Annotated in this window: 12 protein-coding genes; 3 read left to right on the top strand and 9 right to left on the bottom strand. The window is 65.5% G+C overall.

The features are described 5' to 3' along the window. Nucleotides 1-53: 53 nt before the first annotated feature. The 7 genes from ABIB99_RS41015 to ABIB99_RS41045 form a co-directional block, all read right to left on the bottom strand. Complete coding sequence (locus ABIB99_RS41015; protein WP_063985805.1) at nucleotides 54-611, bottom strand: HNH endonuclease; 558 nt, start codon at nucleotides 609-611, stop codon at nucleotides 54-56. A 222-nt stretch (nucleotides 612-833) separates the two neighbouring features. After that, nucleotides 834-1,811, bottom strand: a complete 978-nt coding sequence (locus tag ABIB99_RS41020) for a peptidyl-alpha-hydroxyglycine alpha-amidating lyase family protein (RefSeq protein ID WP_354181437.1) — start codon at nucleotides 1,809-1,811, stop codon at nucleotides 834-836. Between the two features lie 129 nt (nucleotides 1,812-1,940). Beyond that, on the bottom strand, nucleotides 1,941-3,716 hold the full coding sequence (locus ABIB99_RS41025; RefSeq protein WP_354181439.1) for a flavin-containing monooxygenase: 1,776 nt from the start codon (nucleotides 3,714-3,716) through the stop codon (nucleotides 1,941-1,943). Nucleotides 3,717-3,793: 77 nt separating this feature from the next. Continuing rightward, nucleotides 3,794-4,879, bottom strand: a complete 1,086-nt coding sequence (locus ABIB99_RS41030; protein ID WP_354181441.1) for a DUF2855 family protein — start codon at nucleotides 4,877-4,879, stop codon at nucleotides 3,794-3,796. 98 nt (nucleotides 4,880-4,977) lie between these two features. Continuing rightward, nucleotides 4,978-6,504 carry an acyl-CoA synthetase gene (locus ABIB99_RS41035; protein WP_354181443.1) on the bottom strand — a complete coding sequence of 509 codons (1,527 nt, stop codon included), beginning with the start codon at nucleotides 6,502-6,504 and terminating at the stop codon, nucleotides 4,978-4,980. A gap of 74 nt (nucleotides 6,505-6,578) precedes the next feature. Then, complete coding sequence (locus ABIB99_RS41040; protein WP_354181445.1) at nucleotides 6,579-7,754, bottom strand: ABC transporter substrate-binding protein; 1,176 nt, start codon at nucleotides 7,752-7,754, stop codon at nucleotides 6,579-6,581. Between the two features lie 51 nt (nucleotides 7,755-7,805). Then, a complete protein-coding gene (locus ABIB99_RS41045; protein ID WP_354181447.1) occupies nucleotides 7,806-8,780 on the bottom strand; it encodes an NAD(P)H-dependent flavin oxidoreductase in 975 nt (324 codons plus the stop codon). 181 nt (nucleotides 8,781-8,961) lie between these two features. Here ABIB99_RS41045 and ABIB99_RS41050 point away from each other — a divergent pair, with 181 nt between their 5' ends. Continuing rightward, nucleotides 8,962-9,849, top strand: a complete 888-nt coding sequence (locus tag ABIB99_RS41050) for a LysR family transcriptional regulator (RefSeq protein WP_354181449.1) — start codon at nucleotides 8,962-8,964, stop codon at nucleotides 9,847-9,849. On the opposite strand, the gene ABIB99_RS41055 is transcribed toward ABIB99_RS41050, so the two are convergent. Then, the gene (locus ABIB99_RS41055) at nucleotides 9,846-10,499 is read right to left on the bottom strand and encodes a DNA-3-methyladenine glycosylase family protein (RefSeq protein WP_063985797.1); all 654 of its coding nucleotides are present in this window, start codon (nucleotides 10,497-10,499) and stop codon (nucleotides 9,846-9,848) included. The two genes, ABIB99_RS41050 and ABIB99_RS41055, sit on opposite strands and share 4 nt — an antisense overlap. A 224-nt stretch (nucleotides 10,500-10,723) precedes the next feature. On the opposite strand from ABIB99_RS41055, the gene gluQRS reads away from it, so the two are divergent. Beyond that, a complete protein-coding gene (gene gluQRS, locus ABIB99_RS41060; protein ID WP_354181452.1) occupies nucleotides 10,724-11,596 on the top strand; it encodes a tRNA glutamyl-Q(34) synthetase GluQRS in 873 nt (290 codons plus the stop codon). 103 nt (nucleotides 11,597-11,699) lie between these two features. Next, nucleotides 11,700-12,974 (top strand): ATP-binding protein, encoded by a 1,275-nt coding sequence (locus tag ABIB99_RS41065; RefSeq protein ID WP_354181454.1) that lies wholly within the window; start codon nucleotides 11,700-11,702, stop codon nucleotides 12,972-12,974. Here ABIB99_RS41065 and ABIB99_RS41070 read toward each other — a convergent pair. After that, nucleotides 12,901-13,794: a YihY/virulence factor BrkB family protein gene (locus ABIB99_RS41070; RefSeq protein WP_354181456.1), complete on the bottom strand. Its 894-nt coding sequence runs from the start codon at nucleotides 13,792-13,794 to the stop codon at nucleotides 12,901-12,903. The genes ABIB99_RS41065 and ABIB99_RS41070 overlap by 74 nt on opposite strands. Between the last annotated feature and the right edge of the window lie 55 nt (nucleotides 13,795-13,849).

The following is a 13,849-nucleotide window of genomic DNA, read 5'->3' on the forward strand; positions in this document are numbered from 1 at the left end:
GATCTTTCGATTTCAGCAGGTCGCACGAACGGCCGAGCGCGAACAGCGTCGCCCTACGGATCCAGTTCCGTATCCCAGTAGAGATAGTCCAGCCAGCTGTCGTGCAGATAGTTCGGCGGAAACAGGCGGCCGTTGCGGTGGAGCTGGTGCACGGTCGGCGCGAACGCGCTCTGGCGCGGAAACATCTTTGCCTGCGCCGGCGTGAGATTGCCCTTGCGCAGATTACAGGGCGAGCATGCCGCGACCACGTTCTCCCAGGTGGTCTGGCCGCCTTTGCTGCGCGGGACGATGTGGTCGAAGGTGAGGTCTTCGGGCGAGCCGCAATATTGGCAGGCGAAACGATCGCGCAGGAAGACGTTGAACCGGGTGAACGCGGGATGCGTGGTCGGCTTGACGAAGGATTTGAGCGAGACGACGCTCGGCAGCTGCATTTGCAGCGTGGGACTGTGAACCGCCTGATCGTAATGCGCGACGATGTTGACGCGGTCGAGGAACACTGCCTTGATCGCGTCCTGCCACGACCAGAGAGACAGCGGGTAGTAACTCAGCGGCCGGAAGTCCGCATTCAGCACCAACACCGGCCAACTGCCTTGCGAGACATGTGCGTTCAAGTAACGCTCCCGGCCTCCAATATACGCTGCGAAGCAGCATGTACTGACATACTACATGCAGCGTGACGGGATTGTGAAGCCCGTTGAGCGACTTATTCAGATGCAAGCAATGCGGCGGCGGGGTGGCAAAGCGCTCAAAACCGCCGTGATTTGGGGGGCGAGGACGACGCCGGGGGGCAGTCAGGGTCGACCCGACAGCGCATCGCGGCCTCGCCCGCCCAACTATTCCCGCACCCGCTCCAGCTTCTGCAAGCACCGCGTGGCGCGCACCACGGCCGGGATCTCCTGGTCCGGAAAACTCGTCTTCCAGTCGGTGACGCCGACCTCGCCGACATAGATGTCGCCCTTCGAATCCAGCGCGATGCCGTGCGGAGCCAGGAATTTTCCGCTGGCGACACCCGGTCCTTCCTCGCCGCCGAGCCGCGCAATGCGTTTGCCTTGCGCGTCCACGATCGACAGCCGCGGGCCGAGATTGGGCACCTTGCGGTTCACGGCGAGGCCCGGGCCGAGCTCGCCGATCACGAATGTCGGGCTCTTGCCGCCGCCACAGCAGCACAGCGCACAGGGCCGGTGAAGGTTGTTCCACTGCGTCTCGTACTTGCCCTCGCCATCGAACACCTGCACGCGATGGTTCTCGCGGTCGGCGACATAGACAAAACCGTCGGCGTCGGCGGCGATGTTGTGCACGATGTTGAACTGGCCGGGGTCGGTGCCGGGCTCGCCCCAGCTCTTGAGCAGCTTGCCGTCGGGCGTGAACTTGTGCACGCGCGCATTGCCATAGCCGTCGGAGACGTAGATCTCGCCCTTCGGCGACAGCGCGGTGTGGGTGCAGCGATGGAAGGGCTCGCCGCTCATGAACGGCGACGGCTTCTCGGGGATGCCGATCGTCAGCAGCACCTTGCCGTCGGTGGTACATTTGCGCACGGTGTGGTCGCCGTCATCGGTACAGTAGAGATTGTCGTCGGCATCGATGTGCAGGCCGTGCGCGCGCGAGAATAGGCCTTCGCCCCAACTCCGGAGGAAGTTGCCTTCGCGATCCAGTACCACCATCGGATGGGCCCCGCGGTTGAAGACGTAGACGCGGTCCTTGCTGTCGACGGCGACCGAGGCGACGTCGGTCAGCGTCCAGCCGTCGGGCAGCTTTGCAAAATTGTCGACGACGCGGTAGCGGTGCTCGCCGGTGCCGAGAATGGCTGGCATTTGTTTTTCCTCTTCTTCGTTTCAGCGGCGCGATCGTCTCTACACTGTCATTGCGAGCGCAGCGAAGCAATCCAGACTGTCTTCGCGGAAAGATCCTGGATTGCTTCGCTGCGCTCGCAATGACGAGGCTTAAGCGGCGACCGCCTCACGCCCCAAAATCCCTTCCTCGATCGCCTTGATCTGGAGCGCGAGATATTTCGAGTTGATCCGGCACTGCGCGAGGCTGCCGGCGATGAACCAGAGGCCGGGTTGCCCGGTGCGCGCATACATGTTGCGCAGCTCCAGGCCGTCGCCAAAGCCCCAGACCGGGCCGACGCGGTCGGCGACGCCGTCGCCGAACAGTTTTCGCACCAGATATTCCTGCGGCTTGTAGCCGGTGGAGAGCACGATGAGGTCGGCCGGAATGGTCGCGCCGTCCTTCATCCGTGCGCCTTCGGCCGTGAAGCTCTCGACGTCTGCAAACTGCCTGAGCCCGATCGCGCCCTCGACGATCAGGTTGGAGCAGCCGACATTGAAATAATAGCCACCACCGCGGGTGAGGTATTTGAACTGCCAGCCGGTGCCGGCCTCGCCGAAGTCGAGCTTGAATCCGACTTTGCGCAGGCCGTCGAGCAGTTCCTTGTCGAGCTCCTTCGACTGCTCGGTCAGCATCACATGGGTTTTCTTCGCGAGCGGCGTCGGCATCGAGGTCGCGATCAGGTCGTTGTCCTCGAGCGTGCCTTCGTTGTAGGTCGCATAGGCGAGCTGCGCCGACGGCTCGATATTGGTGACCAGCGTCGGCGAGCGCTGCACCAGTGTCACTTCGGCGCCGCTGGAGCAGAGATCCTGCGCGATGTCATGGCCGCTGTTGCCGGTGCCGATCACGATGGCGCGCTTGCCGGTCCAGTTCTCGCCGTCCTCGTAGCGGCTCGAATGCAGCAGCGTGCCTTTGAAATTGCTGAGGGTCGGAATATCAGGCACGTTGGCGATGCCGCTGACGCCGGTCGCCATCACAACATGGCGCGGCTGCATGGTGCGCTTGCTGCCGTCGGCGCGCCGCAGCGTGACGGTCCAGCAGCCCTTCGCGTCGTCGTAGCTGCCGCCCTCGAACTCCGTGCCGGTCCAGAAATCCAGCTCCATCGCGTCGACATAGGCTTCGAACCAGTTGGCGAGCTTGTCCTTCGGGATGTAGGTCGGCCAGTTCGGCGGGAACGGCATGTAGGGCATGTGATTGACCTGCACCTGGTTGTGCAGGGTCAGTGCGTGATAGCGCTTGCGCCAATTGTCGCCGATCCGCGTCTCGCGATCGACGATCAGTGTGTCGATCTTCAATTGCTTCAGCCGTGCTGCAATCGCAAGGCCGGCCTGGCCGCCCCCGACCACCAGCACGGCAGGATCGCGATCGGCGAAGTCGCGCGCTGCGTTGCGCAGATCGAGCCAGTTCGGCCCGCGGAAATCGCGTGAATAGGCCTGCCCTCGCGGCCGCGACGTGCCGAGTTGCTCCTCGAACCCTTTGAGCTCATCGAGCGCGGTGAGCAGTGTCCACGCCTTCAGCCGGTCGCCATCGGCGGTATCGGGCACGAGCCGGACGATGCCGCTGCCGCGACCGATCACAGTGTCGAAATTGAAGATGATCTCGATATTGCTGGTGCCGGCGCGCGTGACCCAGCGCGGCGCCGCGCGGTTGGGCGCGATCGTGAAGCTGGTCGGCGCCGCCCGTGGCGCGAGCGCCCTCAGCGCTTGGGTAATCCGGTCGTGGCCCGCGATCGTTTGCAGGTTCCAGCTCAGCGCCAGCACATCGCGCCAAAAACTGTCGGCGAGGAAGAGATGGTCGGGTGCGGCCCGATCAGGCTTGCCGAGCGTGCGCTCGAACTCATCGAGCCAGGCTTGCGCCGAGACGGAAATATCCTTCGTCTTGTCCAGCATGCGCGACCTCGTGGCCGTCTTCGCGGCGTTTCCTCTGAGGTCGACGCTATACCGGTTCGACGGGCCTCGAAAGCGGTTTACCCGAGCAGAGAGAGCATGTGGCCCTGCTCCGGCGGAATACGCCCTTTCAGCGTATCGAGAAACACCTGCCGCACCGCGTCGGGGCCGCGGCTCTCGACCACGGTCAGGCTTCTCTCCAGCAGCGGCGCAAAGCCGGACCATGCCGCGCCAAAGCGCTGCTCGATGCCGCCCGGGCCCCATTCCTTGGCGCGCTTGCGGATCTGGTCGGGCGCGAAGAACCAGCGCGGCTTTGCACCGGGCAGCGCGCCTTCGTCGGGCTCGGTGGCGCGATGCGTCAATCCGACGCGTACGGAGCATTTCATCCGGTCGCCGAAGTGCTGATGCAATCCGGTGCGCAGCGCGCTGTTGCCGGCCATGTCAACGAAGGCGACCGGCCCATCCGATGGTAACGACGCAATGCGGTCATAGGTGACGACCTCGTCATAGCAACCGAGCGACGAGACAAAGTCGACATTGCCGGCGGACGTCAGCCCGATCACCTTGCGGCCGCGGGTGTGCAGCAGATGGGCGAGGCCGAACGCGGTCTTGCTCGAGGCGCTGGAGAGCAGCACCGTGCGTGCGCCGAAGTCGTCGTTCTCGGCCAGAAAGTCGTCGACCAGGAACGACAGCATGAACAGCGGTCGCAGCAGCGCCTGGTAATCGCCCTTCTGACCGGCGTAAGCGGGATCGCCGCCGACGCGTGCATAGGCGTTGTAGACCGGCGCCACGCCCTGCCGGTGTGCGGCACCGTCGCGAAGGCCGCGCTTGCTCACATCGGTCGCCTCGATGACGAGATGCGTCGCCATCGGGAAGTAGCCGAACAGGCGCTCGCCCACGGCGATGTTCGAATGCCTGGAGGCGACCACCTCGCCAAAGCCCCATACCGGAATGTTGCCAAAACCGTTCGGCGCGGGAAAGAGCTGCCAGTATTTCAACTCGTCGCCCATCACCGCGTAGGTGATGTTGTTGGCGGTGAAGGCGAAGCGGTCGACCTTCACGAGCAGGGCGTCAGGCGGCAGCGCATCCGCGCCGGGAAGCTCGGTCGTGACGACCTTGCACTGGTCGAGGTCATTTTTCGCAACGACGAAGTCGATCGATGTCATGGCTTTGATCCCGGCTCTGTCCGTGCCGGCATTTCATCGTTCACCCATGATCCTTTTGCAACAGCAACATAGTTTAAAACGCCGTTCGCAGCCGTTCGTTACGCGCCGGCGCGTGCGTGGCCCGCCCGATAGGGCTCCCGCAGCTTGCGCTTGAAGATCTTTCCTGTCGCTTCGCGCGGCAGCGCGTCGCGGAATTCGACGTCCCTCGGCACCTTGAAATTGGCGAGCCGCTCGCGCAGGAACGACTGGACCGCGGCGGACGAGAGCGCTGCGCCCGGCTCCGGCTCGACATAGGCGCAGAGCCGCTCGCCAAATTCGGCGTCGGGAATGCCGAACACCGCGCAATCGCGCACGCCGGGCATTCCGATCAGCGCGTTCTCGATCTCGGCGGGGTAGATGTTGACGCCGCCGGAGATCACCATGTCGCGCTTTCGGTCGCACAGGAACAGATAGCCGTCCTCGTCGAGATAGCCGACGTCGCCGACGCTGACGAGCCCGTCGCGGCCGGCCTCGGCGCGCGCTTCGGCCTTGCCGTGATAGTCGAAATCCGGCACCGAGGCCTGCCGCATGTAGATTTCACCGGGTTCGTTGACGTCGCACGGGCTGCCGTCGGCGCGGAAGATCTTGACCACGCCGCCCTCGATGGCGCGGCCGACGGTGCCGGGTTTCTTCAGCGCCTCCGCCGCGGAGTGCCACACCGGAATTCCGGTCTCGGTCGAGCCGAAATATTCGTTGATGACGCCACCCCACCAATCGATCATCGCCTTCTTCACGTCGGGCGGGCAGGGCGCCGCGCCATGAACGACAAAGCGCAGCGACGACACGTCGTAACGTCGCTTCATGTCGTCGGGCAGCCGCAGCAGGCGCACGAACATCGTCGGAACCATGTGCATGTGCGTGACGCGATGGCGCTCGATCAGTTGCAGCAGGTCTTCGGGATCGAAGCGCGGTTCCAGCACGATGGTGCAGCCACTGCGATAGGCCAGCATGCCGTAGGAGTGCGGAGCGGAATGGTACATCGGGCCGTTCATCAGCACGACCTGATCCTCGTTCGGCTTCACGCCGTAGGCGATCGCCCCGACGCGCTCGGAGGCCGCGACCTGCTCGGGGCGCATCGGCATGCGCCGCACCCCCTTCGGCATGCCCGTCGTGCCCGACGTGTAGAACATCGGCGCGCTGCGACGTGGCGGCTGGGTGAGTTCCGCTTGGCTGTCCCGCCATTTGTCCCAATCGGTCAATCCGTACGGCACCTTTGTGAGTGCAGCGGGGATGTCGAACGCGCCGGCGATCTCCGGCGGCGTCGGCACGACCATGAGCACGAGGCCGTCCGGCAGGCCGTCGCGAATCTGCGGCAGCAGGTCGGCATGGCAGATCAAAATGTCGGCGCCGCTGTCGGCCAGGATATAGCGGACTTCGGCGGCCTTCAGGTGCCAGTTGATCGGCACCACCGGTCGGCCGAGCGCGGCGGAAGCCGCGACCACCTCGAACAAGGCGAAGTCATTGCGCAGCATCATGGCGACCGGCGTGCCCTCGCGCCCGCCAAGCGTGCTGATCCCGCCTGCGGCCCGTCTGATCCGCGCATGGAGGTCTGGATAATCGATCCGGCGCTCGCCGCTGATGATCATGGGACGTCCCTTCAAAGCGTTTTCAAGCGAAGTGGATACCGGTTCACGTCAAGAAGACGCGTCAAACAAAAACTCTACCGGTCATCGAGAATGCCGCCGAACGGCACCCAGCTCTTGCCGTTGAAGCGGCGGAGCTGAAGCTGCTGGAACGGCAGATAGTCGTCCGGGCCGGTCGACACGCTCATTCCGGGCAACAGCAGCGGCAGCTTCACCTCTTTCAGCGACGCGGCCTGCTTCAAGATGTTGTCGCGGCTGACATCGTCCTTGCAGGCGCTCAGCACCGTCATCAGCAGCGTGGCATAGTGATAGCCCGCCGCGTAGTTGGAGTTCGAGAGATCCGCGGTCGGCATGTATTGCTTCATGAACGCGAAATAGGACTTCACGCCGGGATCGTCGGCCCATTGCGGGTCCATCGTGTCCTTCTGGTTGCTCGACGAGATCAGCCCGACCGCATTGTCCAGCCCCGCCGGCTCAAGGAACGAGATCGAGGAGGCCGAGGTGGGCACGAAGAACAGCTCCGGCTTCCAGCCGATCTCGGCTACACCTTTGACCATCTGCGAGGTGAACTTGCCGAGCACGACGCCAAACAGCACGTTGGCGCCTGACGCTTTCAGCGTCGAGAGCTGCGAGCTGATCGTCGGCGCGCTGGTCTCGTAGCTCGCCTCCGCGATGATCATGCCGGCCGCCTTGGCGCCGAGCGCGCGCTTGAAGCCCGCGACATAGTCGCGGCCGAAATCGTCGTTCTGGGACAGGATCGCGATCTTCGCGTCGGGCTTGGACTGCAAGATGTACTTGGCATAGACGACGCCTTCGGATTCGTAGGCTGCCATGCCCGGCATCGTCCAGGGATTCTTCTGCGGATCGGCCCATTTGGTGGCGCCCGAGAGCACGAACAGCTGCGGCACCTTCTTGGCGTTGAGGTAACGTTGCACGGCGCTGTTGGTGGCGGTGCCGAGCGAGCCGAACATCATCAGCACCTCGTCCTGCTCCACCAGCTTGCGGGTCTGCTCGACCGTCTTCGGCGGCGAGTATGCGTCGTCCAGAGTGATGAACTTGACCTTGCGGCCGTTGATGCCGCCCTCCGCGTTGACCTTCTCGAAGAACGCCTCCTGCGTCCGTCCGATCGCGCCGAACCCGGATGCCGGACCGCTATAGGGCAGGGTCTGTCCGATCCGGATCTCGTCCGCACCGGCGCTGCCGGCGGCAAGCGTCAGCAACGACAGGCCGATCAATGCGGCTGCCAGCTTCATGGTGTCCTCCCGTTTGTCTTGTCAGTCCAATTTTCTTGTCGGACCAAGCCGTCAGGCGCTGGCGCGCATCAGGAAATCCTGCCGGGCCTGATCGAATTCGCCCTTCATCCGGTCGACCAGCTCGGCCACCGGCGGCGCATCCAGGATCTGGCCGATGCCCTGGCCCGATCCCCAGATGTCGCGCCACGCCTTGGATTTCATGTTGCCGCCGGAGCCGAAGTTCATCTTCGTCTTGTCGGCAACCGGGAGATTGTCCGGATCGAGCCCCGCAGCGGCGATCGAGGGGCCCAGATAGTTGCCGTGCACGCCGGTGAACAGGTTGGTGTAGACGATGTCGTGCGCGGCGTGCTGCGTCAGCGCGGACTTGTAGGCTTCGTCGGCATTGGCTTCCTTCGTCGCGATGAAGCGCGTGCCCATATAGGCGAGGTCGGCGCCCAGCGTCAGCGCGGAGGCAATGCCAAAACCGTCGCTGATCGCGCCCGACAGCAGGATCGCGCCGTCGAACCATTGCTTGACCTCGCGCACCAGCGCGAACGGCGACAGCATGCCGGCATGGCCGCCGGCGCCGGCGCAGACCAGGATCAGTCCGTCGACGCCCTGCTCGGCAGCCTTGCGCGCATGCTTGACGTTGATGACATCGTGGAACACCAGCCCGCCATAGGAGTGCGCAGCCTGGACGATCTCGGCGGGCGGCCGCAGCGAGGTGATAATGATGGGCGCCCTGTGCTTCACACAGGTTTCCATGTCCTTCATCAAGCGGTCGTTGGAGGCATGGCAGATCTGGTTGACGGCGTAGGGCGCGACCTTCTTGCCGGGATTGCGCGATTTGTATTCGCCGAGCTCGTCCTCGATGCGGCTCAGCCACTCGTCGAGCTTTTCCACCGGACGGGCGTTGAGCGCCGGAAACGAGCCGACGACGCCGGCCTTGCATTGGGCGATCACCAGCTCCGGCCCGGAGACGATGAAAAGGGGCGAGCCGACCACGGGCAGCTCCAGATTGTTCTTGAGCAGAGCGGGCAGTGCCATCCGATCCTCCTGACGACGCGCGTCAACGGCCTGCCGGCCGATTGTGAGCGCTTCCATGTCGATTGTCGCGCCGGCGGGGTGTCCGCCGTCCAGCGCTTTGATCCCACTATAGGGTTGGACGGTGGGCAGCGGATCGTTCAATATTGAACAAGCCTATCATCAGATTTGTACGGAGCCGGCGGTGGATTGGGATCTCTGCAAGACCTTCGTCGCGGTCGCCGACACCGGCAGCTTCACTGCGGCGGCAAAGCGTCTGCACGCCAGCCATCCGACCGTCAGCCGCAAGATCGCGGCGCTGGAGGCACAGCTCGGCACCAAGCTGCTGGCGCGCGCCGCTGACGGCTTCGTGCTCACCGCCGATGGACGTACGCTGCGAGAGCACGCGGAGGCGATGGCCGTTGCCGCACTCCGGGCCGAAGCCGCCGTTGGCGCCGGCGGGCGCAAGGCGCGCGGCACGGTCAAGCTGTCGATCGGCGCGACGCTGGCCTCGCACTGGCTGATGCCGCGGCTGCGCTCTTTTCTCGGCGCACATGATCACATTCGGCTCGAGATCATCACCCATCCGTTTCCGGCCAGCGTGCGGCGGCGCGAGGCCGACGTCGTGCTGCGCCCGGTCGACAGCGGCGAGGAAAACCTGGTCGGCCGCAAGATCGGCCGTCTCGGCACCGGCTTCTATGCCTCGCGCGACTATGCCGCGGGCCGGTCCATGCCGGAGCGGAGCGCCGAATGGAAGGGGCACAGCGTCATCGGCTTTGCCGACCAGGATTCGAACGCGCAGCTGGCGCGCTGGAGCGATGCGATCACCCGGCAAGGCACCATGGTGATGCGCTGCTCGTCGCAGGGCGACATGCTGGCGGCGGTGCGTGCTGGAATCGGAATCTCCGCGCTGTCCTGCTTCGTCGCGGAGAGCTATCCGGACCTCGTGCGCGTCGCGCCGCAGAAACTCGTCAGCGTCGCCGATCTCTGGCTGCTCGCCCATCCCGATCTGGTCGAGTTGTCTGCGGTGCGCGCCGTCATCGATTTCGTGGCCGAATGCGCCCGCGCCGATCGCGAGCGGCTGCGGGGCTAGGGCTGGTTGCTGATCACACCTTCGCGCTTCTTGATCACGCGATAATAGCTCCACCACAGATGCGCGGCTGCTCCGCGCAGCGGCCGCCAGGGTTCGGCGAGCGGCGCCATCTGCTTCTCCGTCGGCCGCGCCTGAAGGCCCAGGCCAACTTTGATCCCCTCCTGCACGGCGATGTCGCCGGCCGGCCAGGCATCGCCGTGCCCGAGGCAGAACAGCAGATAGACGTCGGCCGTCCATGGCCCGATGCCGGGCAGCGCGATCAGCGTATGGTGCGCGGCCTCGGCGTCTTCCTCGGCGAGCACGTCGAGGTTCAGCCGCTGCGCATTGATCTCGCGCGCGAGATGTTTCAGCGTCTTGATCTTGGCGGCGGACAGGCCGAGCCGTCCCAGCCGGTCGGTGCGGGCGCGGCTCACGGCCTCATGGTCGAACGGATCGAACGCGGCCGACAGCCGCCCCCAGATCGCTGCGGCGCTCGCGGTCGAAAGCTGCTGCCCGCAAACGATGTGGGCGAGCCCCGTAAAACCCGGCTCACGCCGCCGCAAGGCGGGCATGCCGGCGATCTCGAGCACGGGCTTGAGGCGCGGGTCGCGCTTGATCAGCGCGTGGACGGCGTCTTCGAGATCGGACTGGGTTTCGAGGTGGATGGTCATTTGGGTCGGCAAACTCTCTCCGGCGTCATGGCCGGGCTTGACCCGGCCATCCACGTCTCTCTAACCACACGACATGTCTAGCATGGGTGACAGTGTTCGTATCTGTCCACGACTTGACACGATCGCTGTATCGCACCGAAGAACGTGGATGGCCGGGACATAGGCGAGCGGAAGCGACGCCGTCCCTTCGGACGGCTATGCCCGGCCATGACGAGTTTCACTGCATGGCGCCACCCGTTTTCCGATTTGCCCCCAGCCCGAATGGCCTCTTGCATCTCGGCCACGCCTATTCGGCGCTGCTCAATTTCGACCGCGCGCGCGAGACCGGCGGGCGGCTGTTGCTGCGGGTCGAGGACATCGACGCGACGCGCTGCCGGCCGGAATATGAGACGGCGATCTACGACGACCTCGCCTGGCTCGGCATCGCCTGGGAAACGCCGGTGCGGCGGCAGTCGGAGCATCTCGCGGTTTATCGCGCCGCGCTCGAGAAACTCTCGGCGCTTGGTCTCGTCTATCCCGCGTTCGAAAGTCGCGCGGAGATCGCCAGGCTCGTGGCCGCGCGCGAGGCCGCCGGGCCATGGCCTCGCGATCCCGATGGCGCACCGCTTTATCCGGGTGACGCCAGATCGCTGTCGGCCGGCGAGCGCGACCGGCTCATTGCATCTGGCGTGCCTTACGCGCTGCGGCTCGACATGGCGGCCGCCTGCCGACGCGTTGCCGGTCTGACCTGGAACGAGCTTGGCGAGGGGCCCGATGGCGAGCGCGGCATCGTCGCGGCGCGACCGGAGTCCTGGGGCGACGTCATCCTGGCCCGCAAGGAGACGCCGACCAGCTACCATTTGTCCGTCGTCGTCGACGACGCGCTTCAGGGCATCAGCGAGGTCGTGCGGGGGCAGGACCTGTTTCACGCCACCTCGGTTCACCGCCTGCTCCAGGTCCTGCTCGATCTGCCGGAACCCGCCTATCGCCACCACGCCCTGATTCTGGACGAGGCGGGCGGGAAGTTGTCGAAATCGGACCGCTCGACCGGCCTGCGCGAGCTGCGCGCAGCCGGCGCCACGCCCGCCGGCATCCGCCGGTTGGTGGGATTAGGTTAAGTTTCTCTGGGGGTTAGCAAAACGCCGCCGTGACTCCAGGGGTTCCGCCGTGCGATGCTTGCTTGAGAGCCTGGGGATCGAAGGGGACCCTTCGAAGGGATTCATGGCGGCGAAAACGCGCTCAGCGCGCACCACGCGAACGTCCAGGCGACCGCCTCGGAAGCGGTCCGGGGCGACCGGCCGGTTGCGCAAGCGCAGCGCCAAGGCCGTGGCGCCGGACGTGGTCCAGGCCGCGCTCGCCGCCTTCGCCCATGAGGTCCGTACCCCCCTGACCGGTATTCTCGCGATCAGCGACCTGCTCGCCACCTCCGATCTCGGCGAGCGCGAGCGGCGCTGGGCCGACACCATCAAGGCCGGTGCCGAGCATCTGGCGAGCCTTGCCACCCTGTTCGTCGATGCCGCCAGGACCGGCAAGGGGGCGGGCAAGGGTGGAAGTGCCTTGCGGCAGGATTTGTTCGATCTGCGCGCGCTCGCCCGCAGTGCCGGCGATTCGCTCGCCGGACGCGCCGCGGCCAAGGGCCTCCAGGCCCAGGTCGATATCTCCGAGAAGCTGCCGGGGCTGGTGGTCGGCGATTCCGTCCGCCTGCGCGCCGCGCTCGAGAACCTGATCGACAATGCCGTCAAGTTCACCGAGCGGGGCGGTGTCGCGCTCGCGGTCGCGCCTTGGCGTCCCGCCAAAGGCAAGGCCAGAGACAAGGCGAAGGGCAAGTTCGGCGTCGCCTTCGCGGTGTCCGACAGCGGCATCGGCCTGACCATGGCCGAGATCAAGCGGCTGTTCCGCCCCTTCACCCAGGCCAATGTCACCATCGCCTCGCGCTTCGGCGGCGCCGGCTTGGGCCTTTCCTCGGTCAAGCAACTGGCGCGCGCGATGGGCGGCGACATCACGGTCGCACCGCGGCGCGGCGGCGGAGCCACCTTCACGTTGACGATGTCGCTCGACGCGACGGAATCGCGCAAGTCCCGCAAGTCGAAGGGCGAAGCCGAGGCGGATGCGATGGCCGCGCTGCGCGTGCTCAGCGTCGAGGACAATCCGTTCGGCCGCGTCGTGCTCAACACCATCCTGACTGAGCTCGGCCACCATGCCGAGTTCATCGGGCGCGGCGAGGACGCGGTGAACCGGCTCGCGCAGGGCGCGTTCGATGCGGTGCTGATGGACATGGTGCTGCCTGGCATCGACGGCGTCGAGGCCATCAGGCGGATCCGGACCATGCCGGCGCCGCTGGCTCAGATCCCCATCATCGGCGTATCCGGCCGTGGCGAGGACGAGGCGGCCTCGCGCGAGGCCGGCGCCGACGCCTTCCTGGTCAAGCCTGTGTCTCCTCGCGCTTTAGCGACTGCGCTGCTTGAAGCGAAACGCCGTGAGGAAGCTGCGACTTGATGATCGCGGCGTTGAGTTCGCCGCCGTAGACGAAGATCGCGGCGATGAAATACAGGAACACCAGCGCGATGATCACCGAGGCGAGCCCCGCATACATCGTCACGTAGTTGTTGGCGAAGCGCGCCAGATATTGGCCGAACACGATGCCCGAGATCAGCGACGCCACGATGGTGAAGACGATGCCGGGCAGGATCTGGAGGAAGGCGCGCCGTCCCGCCGGCAGCCAGGCATGCAGGATGATCAGCGCCACCACCAGCGCACCCACGGTGATGCCGTAGCGCAGCCAAGTGAGGATGCTCTCGTTGGACTCGACGAACAGCGGGATATGGCGCCGCGCCGCCTCGATGAAGAGCGGGCCAAGCACGATCAGGAACGCCATGGCAAGCGCGGTGAAGGCCGCGACCAGCGTGTAGCCGATCGATTCAAGGCGCAGCCAGTACCAGCGCCGCATCTCCACCACCGCATAGGCGCGGTTCAGCGCGACGCGGAGCGCCTCGACGCCGTTGGAGGCGAAATACACCGACAGCGCTGCGCCGATCGTCAGCACGCCGGTGCGGGTCGTCGTCAAAACGTCGTGGACTTCCCCCGAGATCGAATCGGCGACCTGCTTCGGCCAGACCTGAAGCATCAGGCTTGCGGCCTGATCGGCAAGTTCCTTGGAGCCGAAGAAGCCGGCGAGCGAGGTCAGCACGATCAGGAACGGGAACAGCGCCATCAGCGTCGACAGCGCGATATGGCTCGCGATCGCCCAGCCGTCGTCGGCGAGGAAGGTGTAGAAGGCGTCCTCCACGACGACGTAGATGTAGCGGATTGCCTTCACAGCTTGCTCCGGATTCCCCTCTCCCCGCCTGCGGGGAGAGGCCGGAATGCGCGCG

The sequence above is a fragment of the Bradyrhizobium sp. LA6.1 genome (genome assembly GCF_040547805.1).
Classification (GTDB): Bacteria; Pseudomonadota; Alphaproteobacteria; order Rhizobiales; family Xanthobacteraceae; genus Bradyrhizobium; species Bradyrhizobium barranii.